Below are 23896 nucleotides of genomic sequence, written 5' to 3'. Positions count from 1 at the left end.
GATTTTTTCTGAAAACTTTTTAAAAGTTAGACTGCTTAAGTTTGTGAATGTCATTTTTAATAAAAATAAGTATGTTTGAAGGTTTTTTTGATCTATCTGAAAATTGCAGTAAGACCGCTATAGAAAATGCTTTAAGCGGTCTTTATTGATTATTTAAGGAGGTTGTTATTTATCTAACCCCTTAATATTATGAATTAAACTGGCGACATCACCATGTTTAGTATTTGCCGGTAGATTATCTTTGAGTAGTTTCCTGTTCACGGCTGTTTCTCTGTAGCCATGTTTACTGAGTAGGTCGTTGAGTTCGTATTCTTGAGAGGTATTAACATAGTCCCAATCTGACTTAGGCATTACTCTATCTCCATTTTTTTGTCTGTAAATGCACAGTAACTCTTGGCTAAAAAACAAACAAGAAGTGTTTTGTGTTTTGGTTAATTTTTTGATTCCGATCAAAAAGTTTAAGATAAGCATCGGTTCAATAAAAAAATATTTTTAAGGTTTTTAGCAAGATAAGTGGCGAAGTACAGTTTAACGGTGAAAATCTAAAATGTTGGACTCATATGCAGAATAATCGATTTTTTTAGTTTATTATGATTTCTACTAATAGATAGATATATGAAGTGCCGGGGAAAAAACTTGAATGATTTCATAAAGTATACTAAATCTTTGGATTTAGCTAAGTATTATGTTTATGCCTTTTATGACATAGATGATGGTTCAAAAAAACCCTTTTACATTGGGAAAGGGAGGTCTGGTCGTTGTCTTGATCACATAAAACGTCCTGATAGCTCTCAAAAATCTGAACGCATTAAAGAGCTACTTGCAAAAAATAAATTGGGTATTGATATTCTTCGTCATGGCATGGACGAGCCAACAGCGAAACTTGTAGAGGCAACTTGTATTGATCTCTTAGGTGTTGGAGAGTTAACAAACAAAGTACGTGGTAGCAGTTCAATGATGGGGCGTATTACTCTTAATGAGCTTCAACATTTGCTCCTAAATGAAGAGACTGAGGTTTTACCTGAGCATGCGGGACTCGCTTTTCTTCTCAACAGTACATATAAATCTGGTATGACTTCTCTGGAACTATATGAGGCTACACGTGGCATATGGGCTAACATTCCTAAAGATAAACAACTTAGATTTGCCTACGCAACATATGGCGGACTTATAATGGAAGTATACGAAATAGATTGTTGGATCAAAGCTGGTTCGCAACAGTATTTCACTCGCGATCTGAATATTGCTGATAATTCCAATCGTTTCGAATTCGTTGGACGTATTGCTTCTAAAGAAGTAAGGGATTTATATGTTGGGAAATTAATAAAAAAGCCGAGAAGCCATGGAAGTCCATTTGTTAGAGTTGGGTTAATATGATTTTTTTCTGGGCTCTAACGATATTCGTGAGTGATGCCACGAGTGTAAAATTAAAAAATATGAGTTAATAATTTATGATGTGCGATTTTTTATTTCATTTAAAAGTTTTTTTTATACACTTTCCATTTGAAGATGTTCTTGTTAATGCTATCGGTAGCTTTTTAGGTTGGGCTGCGCTTTTCTGGTTGGCAATAAGTAAACGTGGAGTCAGATTATTAAGACAAAAGTTCAATCGTCCAAGCTTAAGGATTGAACTGCGAAAAACTCCAGAAAATATTTTTTCGGGAATAGAGTTGGGTGCACCAGCACGATGGATTGAACAACAACTAGGGGCACCTACTAAGATAGGAAAAAAATGGTGGGGATATAGATTTTCTGACTCCATGGTATCGTTATGTTTTGATTCTAATGATTCAGTAGCTACTATCAGCGTAGCATTAATAAATAATAAAACAAATTTCAAATTTCCTGCTGAGCATTTTGATTGTCCTAATCTTGGTAAGTTAAGACTAAGCAATCTCTTAACCGTTCATGAACTCTCCCTTGAGTATAAGAGTTCCTATCGACACAGTGAACTACTAATAACTGGAAGGGAAGGGCCAAAAGGAGCCTGGCACTACATTGCTTTTGGTGCCTTATCGCCTCAAATCCCTGGTCCTCTTTTAGAGGTGGAGTTTACTTGGGATAGTGATCAAGATGTTCTCACCAGCCAACCTGTTAATACCAAAATTAATTGGGCTGCAATATCAAATACGTCTGAAATCGATACATTCCCTTGGGGTTTCGGAATAATATCTAAGTCATAGATTGTGAAATTTTTGAGGACCTATTCGATCAATGCACTGCAAGCAATAGTGCAATGCCAAAAAAGCCAGTCAATAGTGACTGGCTTTTATTAAAAAATGAAATTTATTGGCCTAAATCACGGAGCTTCTTACCAGACATCAGATTCTTTTCAATATGCTCAAGAGTGACCCCTTTGGTTTCAGGGATCAGAAGAAAAGTTATCACGATAAAGACCAGGTTGAAGCCGGTATACAGCCAGAATGTTCCTGCTGGCCCAATACTACCCAGAAGTGACAGGAAGGTTGCTCCGATAATCATGTTGGCAACCCAGTTTGTAGTTGTCGAACAGGTAATTCCGAAGTCCCGACATTTTAGAGGCTGAATCTCAGAACACAGTATCCAGACCACCGGAGCGGCGCTCATTGCATAGCCGCCTATGCACAACATTGTCATACCGACTGACACCCATGACAGACCAGTACTGATATCTCCCTGACCCGCTTTCATGAGACAGTAGCCCAAAACCATAGTGGCGAATGCCATTACACTAAATCCAATTTTAAGGATTGGCTTCCTTCCTGTTTTATCAACTGTGAAAACCGCAATGAAGGTAGCAAACATGAAGGTCAGGCCAACTACTATGGTTGCAACCATCTGCTCCTGTGTGCTCTTGAAACCGGCCATTTTGAAAATCTGAGGAGCGTAATACATGATGATGTTCATACCCGTGAACTGTTGCATGCCCTGAAGCAACATTCCAAGGTAGACGGCGCGTCTCACATTCCCGTTTTGCCTGAAAAGAGCAAACCCTCCCTGCTTCATACGAAGGCTTTCCCTTATCTCGTTAAGTTCCTGTCTGGCTTTCTCTGAGGTATCACGAAGCATTCGCAGAACTTCTTCGGCCTCAACGTGCAGACCCTTGGAAGCCAGCCAGCGGGGGCTGTTTGGCAGGAAAATGACCATGACGAAAAGTACCACCGCTGGTATAGCGAGAACACCCAGCATTGCCCGCCAGTTACCACTGTAACTGAACGCTGTATCCGACAGGAAAGCTAAGACAATACCAAAGGTGATCATGAGCTGGTAAAGACTAATCATTTTTCCACGAACATTCTCTGTTGCCATCTCTGACAGGTAGAGTGGGGCGGTATAAGAAGCAATACCAACGGCCAGTCCGAGCAGAACCCTGAATGTAAGCAGAACTTCAACACTTGTGGCAAAAGCCGATCCAAGGGAACCTACGATGAAGAGTATGGCTCCAGCCATAAGGCTGTACTTTCTTCCCAGCCGATGTGAAACCCAGCCGTTACAAATTGCTCCAATCGCGGCTCCCAGCATCATACTGCTGACAACCCATTCCTGTTCATGACTGGTTAACTGAAAGTGTTTTGTTATGAAAAGCAGGGCACCTGAGATAACCCCGATATCCAATCCGAACAGTAGCCCGGCTAGTGCAGCTGATATGGATACAAAGAGGTTCATTCTTCTGACTTTTGACTTATGGTCAATATCATACGTGACGGTCTGGTTTACATGAGACATCATTAAGCTCCGCTCATACAGCATGTAATAGTGCTTCAGCTTAAGCAGCGAATGCAGCCAGGATTAGAGCGCCTCTCTCTTAAGATATGGACTTTACAGCTAAATCTGTTGTTAATGTGATGAGGATCTCAAAGCTTATCCTCACCCTGATTAAAGCTAATTACGGTTAGATATTATTCAAAAGACTGTTCCAGTTATATGGAGAAAGTATCAGTTTTTTTTCCTCAATTTCACCATGCTTCATATCAGAATTCGAAAGGAAATGTTCCCTGATAAGCGGTGGCAGTTACATTGATTAAATGCCCCCCTCTAAAAATCTAGTTTTTAGATAGATTTAACCCTCATTGATTAATAATTAAAAAAACGCTTAACTAAATTAGTCGATTCTTATCTTTACATCGCAATTATGATGTTGACACACTTATGATTTGTGTTAAAAGAAGATAACAATTAAAAAGGAGAATCAAATGAAAGGTGAAAGTATATTAGGTGAGGAAGCTCTAGCTTTAAACGATGCTAAAGAATTCTTAGCTGAGGTTCATAGTAATTTACAAGCTTTTCTGGAGGATAGAAACATATTTGAAGATTATGAAATGTATCCATCTAAAGATGTTGTCTATATAATGTTTAGAGGTTTTTTTAATTCTAAAGAATGTTTAAAACTGTTAACTATTGTTCAAATTTTTGAATTGACCGATATTGCTGAATACCAAAGTTTAAACTGGTGGTTCTTATCTGGTTTGGTATTCGGTGCAGATGTGGATTTAGTGAAAGAAATTATTGATACAAAGATTGCTGAAGAGGAAAAGAGTAAAATTAGCCCACTCATTACTACTGGAGAAGATAAATATATTATAAAGAGAATCTGAAAACTAATCTGTATTGATATGATTTTAGAAGGGTGAATATTTAAAAGTTATTTTGAAGTAAGGGGCGTTATGATAAGTGTATTAAACTAGCTGGAGTAAATCATTCATGAATTTTTAACAAGAAATTCCTATTATCAAGATAAGAAAAAATGTTTATGTGGCACTGAATATGTGCATGAAAAATTTGAAGGCATTATGAACTATATCACTCATTTTTTGGTATTGACTCCTGCCTTAGTAACGTTGAAATGCGAAGGTACAAGCGAAATCGATTATGTTGAAACATCATTTTTATTTGCATAACCTTATGCTCACTCGTGGGGCGTTTATTTGAGTTAAGCATATTTTATTGCAATTTAAAAAATATAATAAAAAATATCATTGTATATGCATGGTAAAAATGACATCTAATTGACTTTTAAAGATTTTTTTTAGAAAAGCTATAAGGCGTCAACGTTCTCAGCTTACAGGCTTCCAGATAGTCAGCCCACCACTGCAGCATAAGTTTCCGTTCTTCTAAATGCTCGGCTTTATGGATGTATGCTGCCCTAACGCTGTTACGCTCTTGGTGGCTCATTTGTCTCTCTACGGCGTCTCTTGACCAAAGCCCGGATTCAATCAATGCACTGCAAGCCATAGTCCTGAAACCATGCCCACAAACTTCAGTTTGGGTATTGTATCCCATGGTTCTAAGGGCTTTGTTGACGGTGTTTTCACTGATCGGTTTGTCGTCATTACTAAATCCGATGAACATGAGGTCTTTGCCACCACTGATTGCATGTAGCTGTAACAACAATTTTTTAGCTTGTTTACTTAAAGGCACCAGATGAGGGCTTTTCATTTTTGCACCTCTTGCTGAATATCTAACCCCAGTGAGTGCTTCTCGCTCTGCGGGTATAGTCCATAGTGAGTTTTTGAAATCTACTTCTGACCAACGTGCAAATCTTAATTCACTCGAACGTACAAATGTCAGGAGTGTAAGCTGGGTCGCAATCTGTGTTATGCCTTTGCCTCTGTAAGCTTCAATGCGTTGCATGAGCTCTGGTAGCCGTTCTAAAGGAAGGGCAGGGCGGTGAATACTTTTTTTAGAAATTACAGCACCAGCGAGGTCATAGGCAGGATTTTGCTCAATCAATGCATTGTGGACAGCATATCTCATGATCGCAGTTATGCGTTGTTGAAGACGTGAAGCGAGTTCGAGGTGACCTGTTGCTTCAGCCCTTTTTAGTGGAATCAGTAAGTCACGGGTTTTGAGTTCTGTGATATTACGATTGCCAATAATAGGGAATAAATGACTTTCAAGACTGCTTAACACAGTAGTTCTGTGGTTTTCCGACCAGGTTCTGTTACTGGAATGCCAGTCTCGTGCAACCTTTTCAAATGTCAGCAGCCCTTTGATCTCGACCTTATCAGCTTTGCGTTTTTCACTTGGATCAACGCCATTTGCCACGAGTTGCCTGGCTTCGTCTCTTCTGCGCCGGGCTTCCGATAACGTGACCTCAGGATAAACACCGAGAGCAAGAATCTTTTGTTTGCTACCAAAGCGATACTGAAAACGCCAGTATTTGGAACCGTGTGGGGTAATCAAAAGATGCATACCATTACCGTCTGTCATTTTGACCGGCTTCACAGCAGCCTTAGCATTTCTTACCTTTAACTCAGTGAGCGGCATAGTAAAAATCCCCGGCTGATGGTATCTGCATTATCGAACCAAACATACCAACAATTGTACCAACATAACACTCTGGATTTTGTGAGCCCGCTGGAGACGCAGGTGGACTATAAAGATGAGTTAAGTGACTGAATGAAATGGGTAAAGTAGACTTTGAGATACGTTGAGAGACTGGCATTTGGTGTCCCCTGCAGGAATCGAACCTGCAACTAGCCCTTAGGAGGGGCTCGTTATATCCATTTAACTAAGAGGACAGCGGAGCGCAGTATAGCGCAAACAGGCCAGGAGATTCACTACGTCGCCGTCCGTTTGCTCATTCCGTCAGCAATCCCGGTATTCTGCGCGCGCTAACGTTACGTGCAGAAAGCGGAAACAGCTGTGCTGAAGTCCGGAATGTCATCCAGACTGAAGCGGCACCCCGACTCTAATATCTTCACAGCAGACACTTCAGGTAAACGTTTTTCAGACGCCCGCCTGGCAAATCGCCTTCAGCAAACAGACCAGAAAGGCAGACAGGGTATCCTGTCTGCCTTTGCCGTTTACTCAGCGCCTTCCTTCTCTTCACGCTGACGACGTTTCTCCTGCTTCTTCTTCTCAGCCTTCGCTTTAGCCACGGCCGCTTCACTCATGTCGTTGCGGATCTGCGCGTGGCTGATCAGGGCAAAAATCAGCGTGCCGCCGGTAATGTTGCCGAGCAGCGTCGGCAGGGCAAACGGCCAGAAGAATTCATGCCAGCTGATGCTGCCATTAAAGACCAGATAGAGTACTTCCACCGATCCCACCACGATATGCGCCAGATCACCCAGCGCAACCAGCCAGGTCATCATCACAATTACCAGCAGTTTGGCGCCGCCCGCCGAGGGGAACATCCAGACCATGGTGGCGATAATCCAGCCGGAGATCACCGCATTGGCAAACATCTCACCGGGCGTATTTTCCATCACCTTCATACTGATGTTGGTAAATGCCTGACGGGTAGCTTCGTCAAATATCGGCATCTCATTAAACGCCAGCGCACCCAGCGCCGTCCCGATCAGGTTACCCAGCAAGACGATGCCCCATAAACGTAATAGCAGAGCGCCATTACTCCAGGTCGGTTTGTGCATCACCGGCAGGACTGCCGTGACGGTATTTTCGGTAAACAGCTGCTGACGCGCCATGATGACGATAACGAAACCAAAGGTATAACCCAGGTTTTCAAGCAGGAACGCCCCTGGAACGCCATCCAGATGTACCTGAAATATCCCCTTCGCCATCAGCGAGGCGCCCATGGATAAGCCTGCCGCAATGGCTGACCAGAGCAGCGCCATACCATCGCGCTCCAGCTCCTTTTCCCCATCCTGGCGGATCTCTTCATGGATGGCGGCGGCGCGGGAGGGTAAAGCCTCCTCATCGACTTCGATGTCAGTGCCCTTATCCTTCTCTTCACTCTCTACGTCGTTAGGACCCTGTTCATTACCTGATGAAGGCTTCATATTTTCTCCTGGTGATAGTGCTGTCGCGTAATAAGCGTAGCCGTTTTTTATTTGCCGATAATGTAACGATCGATGCGAATAAGCGTAACAACGTTTTTCGGAACTGCATTTTTATTCAGACTGCGGGCGATACCGCACGAATAAACCCATAGCATCGAAACTGAGCGGTGGCTCACACTTCGGCCCACAGCAACATTGTGGTAATATCCCGGCCACTTTTAGCTGGTGCGATTCCCCCCTCGATGTTGGAAATCATTACACTCACTTGTGCATATGACGAACGTGCGCTGTTCCGGCAGCTCTCATTTCGCGTTTCTGCAGGCGACATTGTGCAGATTGAAGGCCCCAATGGTGCCGGTAAGACCTCACTCTTGCGCCTGCTGGCAGGCCTGAGCCGTCCTGAACAGGGTGAAATACGCTGGCAGCAGCAGCCAATCCTGCGGCAGCGCGAAGCCTGGCATCGGGCAATGCTCTATCTGGGCCATCATCCCGGTGTTAAAGGCGTGCTTACGCCGCTGGAAAACCTGCGTTTCTACCATCCTGATTGCAGTGATGTGCAGATCTTTGCTGCGCTGGAAAGTGTCGATCTCACGGGCGACGAAGAGGTGCCGGTTAGCCGGTTATCGGCGGGTCAGCAGCGTCGGGTAGCGCTGGCGCGGCTATGGCTCAGCCAGGCCCGCATATGGATTCTCGACGAGCCGCTGACCGCCATCGACAAAGTGGGTGTTAAAAAATTAATGGCGAAATTCGCCCGGCATGCCGATAACGGTGGCGCAGTGATCCTGACAACCCATCAGGATTTGCCCGCGGATGCTGCGCGGGTGCGTAAAATTCGCCTCGGCGACGGGGAGGCAGGCTGATGCTGTTTCGCCTCATCCAGCGTGAATTGCGCATCGCTTTTCGCGGCGGGGCGGATGTGGTCAATCCGCTCTGGTTTTTCCTGATTGTTATTACCCTGTTTCCGCTGGGCATCGGACCTGATCCGCAACAGCTGGCGCGCATTGCACCGGGCGTAGCCTGGGTTGCCGCGCTGCTGGCGTCGCTGCTGGCGCTGGAGCGGCTGTTTCGCGATGACTTCAGCGATGGTTCGCTGGAGCAACTGGTACTGCTACCGACGCCGCTCCCGGTAACGGTTATCGGCAAAGTAGTGGCGCACTGGCTGGTCACAGGCGTGCCGCTGATAATCCTGTCGCCGCTGGCCGCGCTGCTACTGTCACTGGATTTTAATGGCTGGCGGGCGATGGCCCTGACACTGCTGCTCGGCACGCCAACCCTGAGTTTTCTCGGTGCCATTGGTGTAGGTCTCACGGTGGGTTTACGGCGTGGGGGCGTACTGCTTAGCCTGCTGGTGCTGCCGCTGGCCATTCCGGTCTTGATCTTCGCCAGTGCGGCGATGGAGGCGGCCAGTCAGGGGTTGCCGATTAATGGCTATCTGGCGATTCTCGGCGCGATGCTGCTGGGCAGCGCCACGCTCTCCCCGTTTGCCACGGCGGCAGCGCTAAGAATTACTTTGCAATAACAGCCGTTGAAATAACCGCGCGTAAAAGACGCGGCAACACTCTTTTATCGTTAATGTGAGCATTTGATATGTGGAAAGCGTTACATCAGCTGGCCAGGCCCGAACGGCTCTATCAGTTTTCGGGGCGACTGGTGCCGTGGTTCGCCATCTCAGGGCTGGCGGCGTTGCTGCTGGGCTGGGCCTGGGGCTTTGGATTTGCTCCCGCTGACTATCAGCAGGGCGACAGTTTCCGCATCATGTACATTCATGTGCCCGCCGCGATGTGGTCGATGGGCATTTATGCCTCGATGGCCATCGCCGCCTTTATCGGCCTGGTGTGGCAGATGAAAATGGCCGATCTGGTTTCCGCCGCCATGGCACCGGTGGGCGCGGTCTTTACCTTTATTGCGCTGGTCACCGGATCCGCTTGGGGTAAGCCGATGTGGGGGACCTGGTGGATCTGGGATGCGCGCCTCACTTCGGAGTTGGTGCTGCTGTTCCTCTATATGGGCGTAATTGCGCTCTGGCACGCTTTTGATGACCGCCGCACCGCAGGGCGGGCCGCGGGTGTTCTCATTCTGGTCGGCGTAGTTAATCTGCCGATCATTCACTTCTCAGTGCAGTGGTGGAATACCCTGCATCAGGGTTCGTCGGGCATTCTCCAGCAGGCGATTGCGCCGGTGATGCGAACGCCGCTGCGCTGGGCAATCATCGGCTATCTGCTGGTGTTTATCACGCTGACCCTGATGCGGCTGCGCAACCTGATTCTGTTAACCGAACGTCATCGTCCCTGGGCGAGTGATGTGGCGAAGCGGGGAGAGCAGGCATGACACCCGCCTTTTCCTCCTGGCACGCCTTCTTTGAGATGGGAGGCTACGCCTTCTATGTCTGGCTGGCGGTTGCCTGCACGCTGATTCCGCTTGTCGGGCTGACGCTGCATACCCTGTTGCTGCGCCGCCGCCTGCTGGCTGAGATCCGCCAGCGCGACGCACGGGAACGCCGCATCCGGGCAGCGAAATCTAAAAAAGCCGCGGCTGAAGCGGCAGGAGAAACCTTGTGAATACCCGTCGACGCAACCGCCTCTATGCGGCAGTGGCGATTCTGCTCGGCCTCGGCCTGGCCACCGCGCTGGTGATGTATGCGCTGCGCTCAAACATCGATCTGTTCTATACCCCAGGTGAAATCCTCTACGGCAAAGGCGAGGCGCACGAAAAGCCCGAAGCGGGCCAGCGGCTGCGCGTCGGCGGCATAGTCATGCCCGGCAGTGTCCGGCGCGATCCGAATACGCTTGCCGTGTCGTTCAAACTTTATGATGCCCGCGGCGTGGTCAGCGTCAGTTTTGAAGGCATCCTGCCGGATCTGTTCCGTGAAGGGCAGGGCGTCGTCGCACAGGGTGTGCTGGCGGCGGGCAACCAGGTGATCGCCAAAGAAGTCCTGGCGAAACATGATGAGAAATATACGCCGCCGGAGATTGAAGACGCGATGAAGAGTAATCACACCGGCCCGCAGTCGCTGTATCAGGCGGGAAATAAATCATCATGATGCCCGAGATTGGTACTTTTCTGCTCTGCCTGGCGCTGGGGCTCTCCCTGCTGCTGAGCAGCTATCCGCTGTGGGGCGCAGTGTGCCAGGATGCCCGCCTGATGGCGATGGCACGTCCGCTGGCTTGCGGTCTGTTTATCTGCATCGCGGCGGCGTTTGCGCTGCTGGTCTGGGCCTTTATCAGCAACGATTTTACCGTTGCCTATGTCGTCACAAACTCCAACAGTCTGCTGCCGGTTTACTATCGTATCGCCGCCACCTGGGGCGCGCATGAAGGATCGCTGCTGCTGTGGGTGTTGCTGCTCAGCACCTGGACATTAGCGGTGGCAATATTCAGTCGCGGTATGCCGCAGGATGCGCTGGCACGCGTGCTGGCGGTCATGGGGATGATCAATCTCGGCTTCCTGCTGTTTATCCTGCTGACCTCGAATCCATTTGGCCGCACGCTGCCGGACTTTCCGATAGACGGACACGACCTGAATCCGATGCTGCAGGATATCGGCCTGATCTTCCATCCGCCGCTGCTCTATATGGGCTATGTCGGCTTTTCGGTGGCGTTTGCCTTTGCTATCGCCTCGCTGATGGCCGGACGGCTGGATACGGCCTGGGCGCGCTGGTCGCGTCCCTGGACCACGGCGGCCTGGGTCTTTCTGACGATTGGTATCGTCCTTGGCTCGGCCTGGGCCTATTACGAGCTGGGCTGGGGCGGCTGGTGGTTCTGGGACCCGGTTGAAAATGCGTCGTTTATGCCGTGGCTGGCAGGCACCGCTCTGATGCACTCGCTGGCGGTCACGGAAAAGCGAGGTACTTTTAAGGCCTGGACCGTGCTGCTGGCGATTACCGCGTTTTCGCTGAGCCTGCTGGGGACGTTCCTGGTGCGATCCGGGGTGCTGGTGTCGGTGCATTCCTTCGCCTCCGATCCGGCACGCGGGATGTTTATCCTCGCGTTTCTGGTGATTGTTATCGGCAGTTCGCTCCTGCTCTACGCGATTAAAGGCGGGCAGGTACGTGGCCGGGTGCAGAATGAAACCTGGTCGCGCGAATCGTTTTTGCTGGGTAATAACGTGCTGCTGATTGCCGCGATGCTGGTGGTTCTGCTCGGCACGCTGTTGCCGCTGGTGCACAAGCAACTGGGCCTGGGCAGCATTTCGGTCGGTGAGCCGTTCTTCAACACCATGTTCAGCTGGCTGATGGCGCCGTTTGCGCTGCTGATGGGGATCGGACCGCTGGTGCGCTGGCGTCGCGATGAGCCGCAGAAGCTGGCAAAACGGCTGGCGCTGGCGCTGATCGTGACCCTGGCCTGTTCTGTCATCATTCCCTGGTGGCTTCAGGATCGCATTGAGGCGATGACCGTGGTTGGCCTGCTGATGTCACTCTGGATTATTGTGCTGACGCTGCTGGAACTGCATGAACGCGCCACTCACCGCCATCCGTTCTTTGCCGGTTTACGTCACCTGTCGCGCAGTCACTGGGGCATGGTACTGGGCCATCTTGGTGTCGGTGTGACGGTGATTGGTATTGCATTCAGCACCCAGTACAGCGTGGAACGCGATGTGCGGATGAAGGCGGGTGATAGCATCGATATTCATCACTATCACTTTGTCTTCCGCGGCGTGCAGAATCTGCAGGGGCCTAACTACAGCGGCGGCATGGGCATCATCGATGTCACGCGCAACGGCAAACACGAAGCGACGCTGCAGGCAGAGAAACGCTTTTATACGGCCGCCCGCACCATGATGACCGAAGCGGCGATTGATGGGGGGTTCAGCCGCGATCTCTATGCGGCGCTGGGCGAAGAGCTGGAGGATGGCGGCTGGGCCGTGCGCATCTACTACAAACCCTTCGTTCGCTGGATCTGGTTCGGTGGCGCGCTGATGGCGCTGGGTGGGCTGTTCTGCCTGTTTGATCCCCGTTACCGTTCGCGCAAAAAAGCGGGAATTGAGGAGCGGACATGAACAAGAAAATCCTGTTTATTCCCCTGATGCTGTTTCTGTTGCTGGCGGCGGCGCTGCTGTGGCAGCTGACACGTAATGCCGATGGCGACGATCCGACCCGTCTCGAATCCGCTCTGATCGGCAAGCCGGTGCCGCTGTTCCGGCTGGAAGCACTCGATCAGCCAGGCAAAACCTACGACCAGCGCGTGCTGACAGATGGCAAACCGATATTGCTGAACGTCTGGGCGACCTGGTGTCCGACCTGTCGCGCCGAGCATCAGTATCTGAATACGCTGGCGGAGCAGGGCATTCGCGTCGTCGGGCTGAACTACAAAGACGATCGTCATAAGGCGGTTAACTGGCTGAATACGCTGGGCAATCCCTACGCGCTGAGCCTCTATGATGGCAACGGCATGCTGGGACTGGATCTCGGCGTCTATGGCGCGCCGGAAACCTTTCTGATCGACGGTAAAGGGATCATCCGTTATCGCCACGCGGGCGACCTCAATGCGCGCGTCTGGGATCAGGAAGTGAAACCCTTGTGGATGAAATACAGTGCGGAGGCGGGATCATGAGAACGCTGTTACTGCTCTGCGGCCTGCTGTTCAGCATCAACCTGTGGGCAAGCATCGACACGCTGCAATTTGACTCGGTGGTCCAGGAAGAACAATACCGCGACCTGACCGCTTCACTGCGCTGTCCGAAGTGCCAGAACAACAGCATCGCCGACTCTAACGCCATGATTGCCGCCGATATGCGGCTGAAAGTCTATCAGCTGATGAAGCAGGGCCAGAGTCGCCAGCAGATCATCGACTATATGGTGGCGCGTTACGGCAACTTCGTCAGCTATTCGCCACCGGTCACACCCTCAACCCTGGTTTTGTGGGCTGGTCCGGCGCTGTTTGCGCTGCTGGGTGGCGCGGTGATTATCCTGCGCAGCCGTCAGCGAAAAACCCGCAGTGAGCTGGATGAAGATGAGCAACAGCGTCTTAATGCGCTACTGAAGTCAGACAGGAAGCCGTAATGAGTGCATTTTGGATCACCCTTTTTCTGTTACTGCTGGCGGCCTGTACGCTGTTTATGGCGGCGGGCTGGCGGCAACGTCAGGCCAGCACAGGCGATCGCGATCGCCTTAATCAGCGCTTCTACCATCAGCGGATAGATGAGCTGGCACAGGATGAAGATCAGGGCGTCGTCGCTGAGCGTCCGCTGATGGAGCGGGAGTTACAGCAGACACTGCTGGCGGATATTCCACCGGCACAGACGATGACGTCACACAGCAGCAGTCGCTGGATTTTGCTGCCAGGGCTGATCGTGCTGATTGGGGTATCGCTGGGGACTTACCTGAAAACCGGTGGACTGGCACAGCTCACGGGCTGGAAGCAGGTGCAGCAGGCGTATCCTGAGCTGCGTGCCCGACTGATGGACCCTGGCGCTAAACCGCTGAGCATGGAGGAGCTGGCGCGTTTACAGCTCGGATTGCGTACCGCGTTGCAAACGGAACCGGATAATCTGGCCGACTGGACGATGCTGGGACGGCTCGGCATGGTGCTGAATAATGCCGATACGGCCAGCCAGGCATATGAGCATGCGCTACAGCTTGCGCCCAACGATCTGGCGCTAAAACAGGATTATGCCGAAGTCCTGACGCGATCTCCTGATCCGCAGGATAACCGTCAGGCGTCACTGCTGCTGCAGGCATTGCTAAAAGCGGATCCGCAAAACCTGCGTACGCTGAGCCTGCTGGCATTTAATGCTTACGGACAGCAGCAATATGATCAGGCTATCGACGCATGGCAGACCCTGCTGGGTCTGTTGCCGGCCGGTGATTCGCGACACGCGATGATCGCCCGCAGCATCGAAAAGGCCAGAAGTGCCGCCGGGCAACAGAGTCGTCAACTGGCGCTGACCGTGACGCTGGCACCGAAGGCAGAAAAAATGTTACCGCAGGACGGAGTGTTGTATATTTCGGTTTCTGACGGTGCTTCACCGGTGCCGGTGGCTGTTAAGCGGCTGCCGCTCAGCCACTTCCCGCTGTCGCTGACGCTGGATGACAGCAACGCCATGATGCCGGATCGCCTGCTTTCGGCGCAGCATCAGGTTGAGGTCCGGGTGCGAATCTCCCGCGACGGCAGTGCCAATCCCCGGCCGGGTGACTGGCTGGGTCTGAGCGCAGTGACGCCCTGGGATGGGCATCAGCCGATCGCGGTAGAGATTAATCAGCAGCTTCCCTGAACGCATCAACTGACCGCGTTCAGGATGATGCGTGCCATTGCCTGCTGCCTCTGGCACAAAGTCAGCTATGCTCATCGGGTAAGTCGATACGATACCGGGCTGTGACCTGAACGATGGGTAGACCTTTTTCATCCGCACAGGGAGATTGGAATGAATTATCGCCTGACCAGCCTGGCTGTCGCCAGCGTCCTTCTGGTAGGTTGTGCCAGTTCAAAGCCGGCGAATAGCGATCCTGCTCAGCGCAGCGATCCGTTCGAAGGCTTTAACCGCACGATGTTTAACTTTAACTACAACGTGCTGGATCCGTATGTATTGCGTCCGGTCGCTGTGGCCTGGCGTGATTATGTGCCGGTGCCGGCACGTACCGGCCTGAGCAATTTCCTCGGCAACCTGGAAGAACCTGCCAGCATGGTCAACGCCATCCTGATCGGTAACGGACGTGATGCAGGTATTCACTTCACCCGTTTCTTCCTGAACAGCGTGCTGGGACTGGGCGGCTTCATTGACGTTGCCGGTAAGGCGAACCCGGAACTGGCGCGTGAAGAGCCGCACCGTTTCGGTACCACGCTGGGTCACTATGGCGTCGGCTACGGGCCTTACGTTGAATTGCCTGCATACGGCAGCTTCACGGTGCGTCAGGATGGCGGCGACTACGTTGATACGCTTTATCCGATCCTTGGCTGGCTGACCTGGCCAATGTCGATTGGTAAATGGACGCTTGAAGGAATTGAGACCCGCGCGCAGCTGCTGGACTCTGATGCAATCCTGAAACAGCAGAGCGATCCGTACGCCTTTATCCGTAACGCTTACTTCCAGCGTCACGACTTCCTGGCGCGCGGCGGCAAGCTCAAGCCGGAAGATAATCCTAACGCAGCCGCGATTCAGGATGACCTGAAGGATATTGACGCCGAGTAATCGCCCGCGCTGCGCCGCCAGGGATGGCGGTTTATGCCTCTTTGGGCAGGGCGTATGCTCCCTGAGCCATTAAGCAATCCACGGCCACAAAAAAGGGCGACTCACCAGAGTCGCCCTTTTTGTTCGTACCAGCCAGTCAGAACTTATAGTTAAAGTTCGCGCCGTAGAGCCAGGCCTTGCCTTCAGAGGTAAAGGTATAAGGACCTTCTTTCACCGTGACTTTCTGTCCGTGCATATAAGAGATGCCTAAATCCACCGAGGCATCATCGTTAAAGGCGTAAGAAGTACCGGCACTCAGCCATAAACGATCCTGGTCCGGGATTGAGATAGAGCGCTTATCGGCCGGAACCGGGCTGTCATCAAATGCAATACCGGTACGGAACGTCCAGTTCTTGTCGTAGGAATAGGTTGTGCCCAGTGCAATACGGTAGGCGTCGTGGAAGCTTTCATCTTTATAGAACAGCGTCTGGCCGTTAGAGCCAGTGGCTTTCAGCTCCTGGAACTGGCTCCAGCTGGTGTACGCCATGCTGTAGTGAACTGCCCACTGCGGTGCCACTTTATGCCAGCCTGACACTTCCCACATCTCTGGCAGATTCAGCGTTAACGCGCCCGGAACGGTGGTGCCGTTGGTGCCAAAAGGTACGCCTGACACTTCCGGATTATTCACCGCATTCAGCCGGGATGAGAGATTACTTTTGTAATCGCCATCGAAATCAATTTTAACTTCTGAACGATAGGTAAAGCCGAAGCGGTTATTTTCATCCACTTCATACAGGATGCCGGCATTCCAGCCGTAGCCCCACTCATCGCCTTTCAGATGGGCAACCTGGGTATCAGCCGGAACCCCCAGCCTTGCGCCTGACTCACCGGCATAACGCTCAATTTTGGCTTTAGCGTAAACCGCATCAAAACCGATGCCTGCACTAAAATGTTCATTAAACCGATAAGCGGTGCTGAGATTTAAATTGCCGGTCATCAGGTCAGTTTTACCGCCGTAACCGCCAGCGGTGTAGCCATTATTAAATTCTGTTGCTAAGCCGTAGTTTGACGTTGCAGATGCGCCAATCCACCACTGATCGTTGATGGGCTGGACGTAATGAATATTAGGTACCCACTGATTAGGGGCAATATTATTGGCATCCAGGCTGCGGCCGCTGGGACTGCGACCACTGATATCCACATCCGGCGCAATATAAACCGCCCCGATTGAAAATTCCGGGCGATCCATTAACGCCATTGTCGCCGGGTTACGGCTGGCAGACGCCGCGGTATCACCCATTGCTCCTTCGCCTGAATATGCGCGACCTAAACCAATCGAAGAGAATTCATTTAACTGAAACCCAGCAGCGTAAACGTGGGAAGAAACAAGCGCCACTGCAGCCGCCACGGCTGACTTTGCAAACAGGTTTTTATGGTTCATGACCACAACCTCATGTGAATTATTATTTAACGCTATAACGTCGCGTAACAAAGGACGGCGGATTGTAGGGACTGATGTAAAGCGCACATATCAGACCAGTGCGGAGAGTATAGGTCCGACCTGTGTGCATGTTGCAATATTGTTTTTAAAATATTTCAGGTTTGATCGCTTAAAATTCGATCTGCATAACAAAAAGCCCCTGATCCTGGACAGCATACCCATTCCAGTTTGTTCTGGATCAATTTTTATTGTGATATTCGTCACTTAGCAACAGGTGCGTGGCGCATCTTTCAGCGAGCAGGTAAAATTTCGTCCATAAAATTGCTCAACCTATGCCATTGCTGGTCTGGAGAAAGAAATGACTGATGCCATTAAAAAATGCAGTGCGACCGAAACCGCAGCCTGTTGTTGTGTTGATGTCGGCACGGTAATGGATAACACCGATTGCACCGCCAGCTGGTCAGAATGGTTTGCTCAGCGTGCCGATGCGGAAGCGAAATTAGCGCAACTCACCGAACGTGCCCGCGAAGTTGAATCGGAACCCTGTCTGATTGAATCGCGCTTCAGCGAAGTGGATCAGGGAGTGCAGCTGGATATCGATTTCACCTTCAGCTGCCAGGCTGAAACCATGATTTTTCAGCTCGGTTTGCGTTAAGTATCATTACGCCGCGTCACTGCGGCGTTTTTCATTTTCGTGTTTCCCTTCGCACTTTTTCCCTTCCGATATTGGCGGCTCACCCGCTTGTGGTTAACACTGATCAGGTCAGACCTCTTCAGGCAATGATGCCACAGTCCCAGCCACAGGTGAGAACAATGAGCAAAGCGCAGCCGCTGCTGACGCGTGATGGTGAACGCATCGCAATAACCCACGGATTACGCACCCCTTTCTTACGCCAGGCGACCGGCTTCCATGGCATTCCCGCCATTGAGCTGGGACGCATGGTGGTCAACGAATTAATGGCGCGCAGTGAACTGCCGGCTGAGGTGATCGAGCAACTGGTCTTTGGGCAGGTGGTGCAGATGCCGGAAGCGCCGAATATTGCGCGTGAAATTGTTTTAAGCAGCGGGTTGAGTGTGGATACCGACGCCTACAGCGTCAGCCGTGCCTGCGCCACCAGCTTTCAGGCGGTAGCGAATGTGGCAGAAAGCCTGCTGGCGGGCACCATCTCTGCCGGTATCGCCGGAGGTGCAGACTCCTCGTCGGTGTTGCCGATTGGGGTCAGTAAAACGCTGGCCCGCGCGCTGGTGGATCTCAACAAAGCCCGCAGCGTCGGTCAAAAACTGCAAATCCTGCGGCGTCTGCGCCCGCGTGATCTGCTGCCGGTCCCGCCCGCCGTGGCGGAGTATTCGACCGGCCTGCGCATGGGCGACACCGCAGAGCAGATGGCTAAGAGTCACGGCATCACTCGCGAAGCACAGGATGCGCTGGCGCTGCGATCCCATCAGCATGCCGCCAGGGCCTGGCAATCCGGGGTACTGAATCAGGAAGTCATGGCTGCCTTTGTGCCACCGTGGAAAAGCGCCATCGATCAGGACAATAACGTGCGGATGAAAGCCAAAGCGGAGGATTACGCCCGGCTGCGTCCGGCATTTGATCGCCAGCACGGCAGCGTTACCGCAGCCAACAGCACGCCTCTCACCGACGGCGCGGCGGCAGTGATTCTGATGCGCGAGGGCCGCGCCCGCGAACTGGGCATCAGGCCGCTGGGCTATCTGCGCAGCTACGCCTTTACCGCCATTGGTGTGCAGCAGGATATGCTGCTGGGCCCGGCTTACGCTTCACCACTGGCACTGGATCGCGCCGGCATAACCCTTGCCGATCTGACGCTGATCGATATGCATGAAGCTTTTGCTGCCCAGACGCTGAGCAACCTGCACATGTTTCGCGACGAGCGCTTTGCTCGTGAGGTGCTGAATCGGCCACACGCGCTGGGCGACGTGAATGAAGAGCGCTTTAACGTGCTGGGCGGATCGATCGCCTATGGTCATCCTTTTGCCGCCACGGGCGCGCGCATGATCACCCAGACGCTGAATGAATTACGCCGTCGCGGTGGCGGATTAGGACTGGTCACGGCCTGTGCGGCAGGCGGCCTGGGTACGGCAATGGTTCTGGAGGCCGAATAATGGAGCAGAATGCGTTTCATCTGAAGATGCGACTGGATCACGTCGGCATCATTACAATCGATGTCCCTGGTGAGAAGATGAACACCCTGAAAGCGGAATTTGCCGGGCAGATCACCGCCATCATTGCGGAGGCGCGGCGCGATCCGCAACTGGCTGGCCTGGTGCTGATTTCCGGCAAAGCGGACAACTTCATCGCGGGCGCAGACATCAGCATGATTGACCGCTGTAAGAGCGCGCAGGAAGCCGAAGCGCTGGCAAAACAGGGCCAGGAAGTGATGGCTGCGCTTGACGCGCTGCCGTTCCCGGTGGTCGCGGCGATCCACGGCGCCTGCCTCGGCGGCGGACTGGAACTGGCCCTGGCCTGTGATGCCCGTATCTGCTCGCTGGATGATAAAACCCGCCTCGGTTTGCCGGAGGTGCAGCTCGGCTTACTGCCAGGCTCTGGCGGCACTCAGCGGCTGCCACGCTTAATCGGCGTGCAGCAGGCGCTGCCACTGATTCTGACCGGCAAAGCCCTGCGGGCGAAACAGGCTCGTAAGCTGGGCGTGGTCGATGACGCGGTGCCGCAGGCGATTCTGCTGGAGACCGCCATCGCCCGGGTGAAAAAGGGCAAGGTTAGCGGACGAATACTGCCGCTGCGTGACCGTCTGTTGCACGGACCTGTTGGCCGTCAGGCGCTGTTTGCACTGGCGACCCGACAGACCGCCGCCAAAACGCAGGGTAACTATCCGGCGGCAAAACGCATTATTGAGGTGGTGCGCATCGGGCTGGAGCAGGGCAGTCGGGCCGGGCATGAGGCTGAAGCACGCGCTTTTGGTGAGCTGGCGATGACGCCAGAATCTGTTGCGCTGCGCGGGATCTTTTTCGCGACTACGGCCATGAAAAAGGAGCGGGGCGGTGAAGCGGAACCCGGCACCGTTAAGCGTGTTGGTCTCCTCGGCGGCGGCCTGATGGGCGGCGGTATCGCCAGCGTCACCGCAATCAACGCCGGGTTGCCGGTACGCATTAAAGATATCAGCCTGGAAGGGGTTAACCATGCGCTGAAAACTAGCTGGGAACTGCTGAGCAAAAAAGTTAAACGACGCCAGCTCACTCCGGCACAGCGTCAGCAGCAGATGGCACGTATCACGGGCGGCATCGATTATCAGGGCTTCTCACAGCGCGACGTGGTGATTGAAGCCGTATTCGAAGATTTAGCCCTGAAGCAGCAGATGGTCAGCGAAGTAGAGGCACACTGTCAGCCCCACACGCTGTTTGCCTCAAATACCTCTTCGCTGCCGATTGAGGCGATCGCCGCCGGCGCCCAGCGTCCTGAGAACGTCATCGGGCTGCACTATTTCAGTCCGGTAGAGAAAATGCCGCTGGTGGAGGTGATTCCTCATCTGAATACCTCTACCGCGACGCTGGTGACGATTGTGGCGCTGGCGCGCAGCCAGGGTAAAACCCCGATTGTGGTGGCGGACAAGCCTGGCTTCTATGTTAACCGCATCCTGACGCCCTATATAAATGAAGCGATGCGCTGCCTGCTGGAGGGCGAACCGATTGACCATATTGATCGGGCGCTGGTGAAGTTTGGTTTCCCGGTCGGCCCGATTCAGTTGCTGGATGAGGTCGGTATCGACGTTGGCAGCAAAATCAGCCCCATCCTGCATCAGGCTTATGGTGAACGCTTTGCCGCACCAGCCGCTTTTGATGCGGTGCTGAAAGATGGCCGCAAGGGACGTAAAAACGGCAAGGGCTTTTATCGCTATGACCAGCCGCGCTGGCAGCGTAAAAAACCGGACGCCTCGCTGTATACGTTGCTGAACGTCTCACCGCAGATCAGGCAAAGTGACGCGCAGATTGCTGAACGCTGCGTGATGATGATGCTGAACGAAGCGGCCCGCTGTCTTGATGAGCAGGTGATTCGTTGCGCCCGCGATGGGGATATCGGTGCGGTGTTTGGCATCGGCTTCCCGCCTTTCTTAGGCGGCCCGTTCCACTACATGGACAAAGTGGGCGCGGCAGACGTGGTCAACAGATTAACCCGGCTTGCGCAGCAGCATGGCGAACGATTCACACCCTGTGAGGCGCTGATTCAGGCGGCTGCAAAATAGACGAAATTTTACATTTCTGCTGAAAATGGAATAACCAATCCGATTCAGCGGCTTAGAAAAGCGTCGCCAGAGTGTGCGGCGCAGCATGATTCTGAGAAGTGCTTATTTAATAAACAACCGGTTGACTATACTGAAGCCATTAGGGTAAAACACAGCGTTCATTCGCAGAGTGAAGAGTCAGGCGCTACGCGTCGGGCGATGTCGACAAACAACAGCGGTGCTTTATGCAAGTTTTTATCATGCGTCACGGCGATGCGGCTCTGGAAGCAGCCAGTGATTCAGTCAGGCCTTTAACCTTATGTGGCTGCAATGAATCACGTCAGATGGCCAACTGGCTTAACAGTCAGACGCCGGACATTGAGCGTGTCCTGGTGAGTCCCTATTTACGCGCGCAGCAAACGCTCGCGACCGTGCGTGAAGCCTTTCCCCTGCCGGAAAGCCAGGATGTTCTGCCGGAATTAACGCCGGGCGGCGATCCGGAGATGGTCGGGTGCTATCTGCAGGCCCTGGCGAATGAAGGCGTGAAATCGGCTCTGGTGATCTCACATTTACCGTTGGTGGGGTATTTAGTCTCTGAACTGTGCCCGCAGGAAGCACCGCCAATGTTTGCCACTTCCGCTATTGCCTGCGTGGAATTCGATCCCGCGGCGAGTGCCGGTAAACTGCTGTGGCAGGTCAGCCCCAAAAAGCTGGCGAAAGCAATCTGACGTCTGTGGGCCGATCATTCCGGCCCTTCTCTTATGGCAATTCAGGCGGTTGCCACTCCTCAATCTCAATCAATACCAGCAGCGCGGCGTCACCGCCGAACATTTTGGGTGCCTGATGAAAAGCCATCACCCACGGATGCTGGGCCAGCCACAGCGGCGTCTGCTGCTTCAGAATATGCTTTCCATGACCGGTCATGACGCTGGCGCAGAACAGATGTTCACGGCGGCAGGCGGCGATCAGTGCCCCCAGCTCCTGCTTGGCCTGCTGCTGCGTTAAGCCGTGCAGATCGAGGAAAATCTCTGGCGTATAGTCGCCGCGACGTAATTTTTTTAGCTCAAAATGGCTGACATCGGCGCGCACATACCGGGTGGCACCTTCCGTTGAGAGCAGCGGCTGAAACTCATCCGAAAAGTAATGACTGTTGTCCGCCTGCTCTGAAAGCAGACGCTTTACCGGGATCTGGCGGGTTTTAACCGGCGCTTTGTGGACAAACGTGTCCTGTTTTAACTGGCGCGTCCCCGTCATTAACTGGCGAAACAGCGCCTGGTCATCCGGGCTTAATGGTGTTTTTTTACTCATGGCAGGTCAGTCATTTCAGAAAAGGCTGTCACACAGCAGAGCCGATACCTTACCGTTAAGCGTCATTAAATGTCAGCTTTTTCACCTCGCTGCGCTGAATTCTCCCCGGCTTCATGGCACACTACTGGCCGATTTAGCAAAAGGCCTGCGGAGGGCTACGTGGACAAAATTTTCGTCGATGAGGCAGTGAACGAACTGCACACCATTCAGGACATGCTGCGCTGGGCGGTCAGCCGCTTTTCCGCTGCCGGAATCTGGTACGGACATGGCACAGACAATCCCTGGGACGAAGCCGTTCAACTGGTCCTGCCGTCACTCTGGCTGCCGCTGGATATTCCTGAAGATATGCGCAATGCGCGTCTGACCGCCAGCGAACGTCTTCTGATCGTCGAGCGCGTCATTCGTCGCGTCAACGAGCGCATTCCGGTCGCTTATCTGACCAATAAAGCCTGGTTCTGCGGCCACGAGTTCTTTGTTGATGAGCGCGTGCTGGTGCCGCGTTCACCGATTGGCGAACTGATTGAGAACCGCTTTGCCGGTCTGGTCAGCACACCACCCCATCATATTCTGGATATGTGTACCGGCAGCGGCTGTATCGCGATTGCCTGCGCCTATGCCTTCCCGGAAGCGGAAGTGGATGCGGTGGATATCTCCACCGGTGCGCTGGCGGTTGCCGAGCAGAACATTGAAGAACATGGCCTGATTCATCAGGTTACGCCGATTCGCGCTGACCTGTTCCGCGAATTGCCACCGCTGAAATATGATCTTATCGTCACCAATCCACCGTATGTTGATGCGGAAGATATGGATGATCTGCCGAACGAATATCGCCACGAACCAGAGCTGGGGCTGGCGGCAGGCAGCGACGGCCTGAAGCTGGTGCGTCGCATTCTGGCCTGTGCACCTGACTATCTCAGCGAGCAGGGCGTTCTGGTCTGCGAAGTGGGCAACAGCATGGTGCACATGATCGAGCAGTATCCCGATGTGCCCTTTACCTGGCTGGAGTTCGACAACGGCGGTGACGGCGTCTTTACGCTGACGCGCCAGCAGATTGTCGACGCACAACACCATTTCTCTTTTTACAAAGACTAAAAGTGGGGCGAAGCCTCGCCCGCCGAACCCTG

At 52.4% G+C, this 23896-nt stretch carries 24 protein-coding genes and 1 tRNA gene; 18 read left to right on the top strand and 7 right to left on the bottom strand.

Annotation, left to right across the window (positions count from 1 at the left end; all coding sequences use genetic code 11):
* Positions 1-165 precede the first annotated feature (165 nt).
* Positions 166-351 (bottom strand): hypothetical protein, encoded by a 186-nt coding sequence (locus AC0T7J_RS05945; protein WP_473792793.1) that lies wholly within the window; start codon positions 349-351, stop codon positions 166-168.
* Between the two features lie 285 nt (positions 352-636).
* On the opposite strand from AC0T7J_RS05945, the gene AC0T7J_RS05940 reads away from it, so the two are divergent.
* Entirely contained in the window at positions 637-1377 is a 741-nt protein-coding gene (locus AC0T7J_RS05940) for an LEM-3-like GIY-YIG domain-containing protein (protein WP_473792791.1), read from the top strand.
* Positions 1378-1451: 74 nt separating this feature from the next.
* The gene (locus AC0T7J_RS05935) at positions 1452-2183 is read left to right on the top strand and encodes a hypothetical protein (RefSeq protein WP_473792789.1); all 732 of its coding nucleotides are present in this window, start codon (positions 1452-1454) and stop codon (positions 2181-2183) included.
* Between the two features lie 103 nt (positions 2184-2286).
* Here AC0T7J_RS05935 and AC0T7J_RS05930 read toward each other — a convergent pair whose 3' ends face one another.
* Positions 2287-3705, bottom strand: coding sequence for a sugar porter family MFS transporter (locus AC0T7J_RS05930; RefSeq protein WP_473793191.1), 1419 nt, complete (start codon positions 3703-3705; stop codon positions 2287-2289).
* A 467-nt stretch (positions 3706-4172) separates the two neighbouring features.
* Between AC0T7J_RS05930 and AC0T7J_RS05925 the strand changes: the two genes are divergently transcribed.
* Positions 4173-4574, top strand: coding sequence for a hypothetical protein (locus AC0T7J_RS05925; RefSeq protein ID WP_473792787.1), 402 nt, complete (start codon positions 4173-4175; stop codon positions 4572-4574).
* A gap of 418 nt (positions 4575-4992) precedes the next feature.
* On the opposite strand, the gene AC0T7J_RS05920 is transcribed toward AC0T7J_RS05925, so the two are convergent.
* The 3 genes from AC0T7J_RS05920 to AC0T7J_RS05910 all read right to left on the bottom strand — a co-directional run bounded on the left by AC0T7J_RS05920 (position 4993) and on the right by AC0T7J_RS05910 (position 7721).
* Positions 4993-6246, bottom strand: coding sequence for a tyrosine-type recombinase/integrase (locus tag AC0T7J_RS05920; RefSeq protein ID WP_473792785.1), 1254 nt, complete (start codon positions 6244-6246; stop codon positions 4993-4995).
* Positions 6247-6425: 179 nt separating this feature from the next.
* Positions 6426-6500: transfer RNA gene (locus tag AC0T7J_RS05915), tRNA-Arg, on the bottom strand.
* 285 nt (positions 6501-6785) lie between these two features.
* The gene (locus tag AC0T7J_RS05910; protein ID WP_473792783.1) at positions 6786-7721 is read right to left on the bottom strand and encodes a formate/nitrite transporter family protein; all 936 of its coding nucleotides are present in this window, start codon (positions 7719-7721) and stop codon (positions 6786-6788) included.
* A 242-nt stretch (positions 7722-7963) separates the two neighbouring features.
* Between AC0T7J_RS05910 and ccmA the strand changes: the two genes are divergently transcribed.
* The 10 genes from ccmA (at position 7964) to mlaA (ending at position 15845) form a co-directional block, all read left to right on the top strand.
* On the top strand, positions 7964-8581 hold the full coding sequence (gene ccmA, locus AC0T7J_RS05905) for a cytochrome c biogenesis heme-transporting ATPase CcmA (protein WP_473792781.1): 618 nt from the start codon (positions 7964-7966) through the stop codon (positions 8579-8581).
* On the top strand, positions 8581-9240 hold the full coding sequence (gene ccmB, locus AC0T7J_RS05900) for a heme exporter protein CcmB (RefSeq protein ID WP_010671428.1): 660 nt from the start codon (positions 8581-8583) through the stop codon (positions 9238-9240). The genes ccmA and ccmB overlap by 1 nt, the downstream gene beginning before the upstream one ends.
* A gap of 68 nt (positions 9241-9308) precedes the next feature.
* The gene (locus AC0T7J_RS05895) at positions 9309-10049 is read left to right on the top strand and encodes a heme ABC transporter permease (protein ID WP_473792779.1); all 741 of its coding nucleotides are present in this window, start codon (positions 9309-9311) and stop codon (positions 10047-10049) included.
* Positions 10046-10279, top strand: a complete 234-nt coding sequence (ccmD, locus tag AC0T7J_RS05890; RefSeq protein WP_010257916.1) for a heme exporter protein CcmD — start codon at positions 10046-10048, stop codon at positions 10277-10279. Before AC0T7J_RS05895 ends, ccmD begins: the two co-directional genes overlap by 4 nt.
* A complete protein-coding gene (gene ccmE / locus AC0T7J_RS05885; protein ID WP_473792777.1) occupies positions 10276-10761 on the top strand; it encodes a cytochrome c maturation protein CcmE in 486 nt (161 codons plus the stop codon). The genes ccmD and ccmE overlap by 4 nt, the downstream gene beginning before the upstream one ends.
* On the top strand, positions 10758-12716 hold the full coding sequence (locus tag AC0T7J_RS05880; RefSeq protein WP_473792775.1) for a heme lyase CcmF/NrfE family subunit: 1959 nt from the start codon (positions 10758-10760) through the stop codon (positions 12714-12716). Before ccmE ends, AC0T7J_RS05880 begins: the two co-directional genes overlap by 4 nt.
* On the top strand, positions 12713-13270 hold the full coding sequence (locus AC0T7J_RS05875) for a DsbE family thiol:disulfide interchange protein (RefSeq protein WP_010671431.1): 558 nt from the start codon (positions 12713-12715) through the stop codon (positions 13268-13270). Before AC0T7J_RS05880 ends, AC0T7J_RS05875 begins: the two co-directional genes overlap by 4 nt.
* On the top strand, positions 13267-13719 hold the full coding sequence (locus AC0T7J_RS05870; protein WP_473792773.1) for a cytochrome c-type biogenesis protein: 453 nt from the start codon (positions 13267-13269) through the stop codon (positions 13717-13719). The genes AC0T7J_RS05875 and AC0T7J_RS05870 overlap by 4 nt, the downstream gene beginning before the upstream one ends.
* A complete protein-coding gene (ccmI, locus tag AC0T7J_RS05865) occupies positions 13719-14930 on the top strand; it encodes a c-type cytochrome biogenesis protein CcmI (RefSeq protein ID WP_473792771.1) in 1212 nt (403 codons plus the stop codon). The genes AC0T7J_RS05870 and ccmI overlap by 1 nt, the downstream gene beginning before the upstream one ends.
* Before the next feature lie 150 nt (positions 14931-15080).
* Positions 15081-15845 (top strand): phospholipid-binding lipoprotein MlaA, encoded by a 765-nt coding sequence (gene mlaA / locus AC0T7J_RS05860; protein WP_010257927.1) that lies wholly within the window; start codon positions 15081-15083, stop codon positions 15843-15845.
* 136 nt (positions 15846-15981) lie between these two features.
* Here the strand turns inward: mlaA and fadL are convergent, their stop codons facing one another.
* A complete protein-coding gene (gene fadL / locus AC0T7J_RS05855) occupies positions 15982-17265 on the bottom strand; it encodes a long-chain fatty acid transporter FadL (protein WP_473792769.1) in 1284 nt (427 codons plus the stop codon).
* A gap of 358 nt (positions 17266-17623) precedes the next feature.
* Here fadL and AC0T7J_RS05850 point away from each other — a divergent pair, with 358 nt between their 5' ends.
* From AC0T7J_RS05850 to sixA, 4 genes are all read left to right on the top strand, one after another.
* Positions 17624-17920 (top strand): YfcZ/YiiS family protein, encoded by a 297-nt coding sequence (locus AC0T7J_RS05850; protein ID WP_010671435.1) that lies wholly within the window; start codon positions 17624-17626, stop codon positions 17918-17920.
* Positions 17921-18078: 158 nt separating this feature from the next.
* Positions 18079-19389, top strand: a complete 1311-nt coding sequence (gene fadI, locus AC0T7J_RS05845; protein ID WP_473792767.1) for an acetyl-CoA C-acyltransferase FadI — start codon at positions 18079-18081, stop codon at positions 19387-19389.
* Positions 19389-21485: a fatty acid oxidation complex subunit alpha FadJ gene (gene fadJ, locus AC0T7J_RS05840; protein ID WP_473792765.1), complete on the top strand. Its 2097-nt coding sequence runs from the start codon at positions 19389-19391 to the stop codon at positions 21483-21485. Before fadI ends, fadJ begins: the two co-directional genes overlap by 1 nt.
* A gap of 224 nt (positions 21486-21709) precedes the next feature.
* Positions 21710-22192, top strand: a complete 483-nt coding sequence (gene sixA, locus AC0T7J_RS05835; protein WP_010257941.1) for a phosphohistidine phosphatase SixA — start codon at positions 21710-21712, stop codon at positions 22190-22192.
* A gap of 31 nt (positions 22193-22223) precedes the next feature.
* Here sixA and smrB read toward each other — a convergent pair whose 3' ends face one another.
* On the bottom strand, positions 22224-22772 hold the full coding sequence (gene smrB / locus AC0T7J_RS05830) for an endonuclease SmrB (protein ID WP_031590577.1): 549 nt from the start codon (positions 22770-22772) through the stop codon (positions 22224-22226).
* A 159-nt stretch (positions 22773-22931) separates the two neighbouring features.
* On the opposite strand from smrB, the gene prmB reads away from it, so the two are divergent.
* Positions 22932-23864 (top strand): 50S ribosomal protein L3 N(5)-glutamine methyltransferase, encoded by a 933-nt coding sequence (gene prmB / locus AC0T7J_RS05825; RefSeq protein ID WP_039388414.1) that lies wholly within the window; start codon positions 22932-22934, stop codon positions 23862-23864.
* The last annotated feature ends 32 nt before the right edge of the window (positions 23865-23896 follow it).

The sequence above is a fragment of the Pantoea sp. E956-1 genome (genome assembly GCF_982223955.1).
The sequence above is the reverse complement of the archived record's forward strand: the minus strand, read 5'-3'. Positions and strand labels throughout refer to the sequence as shown.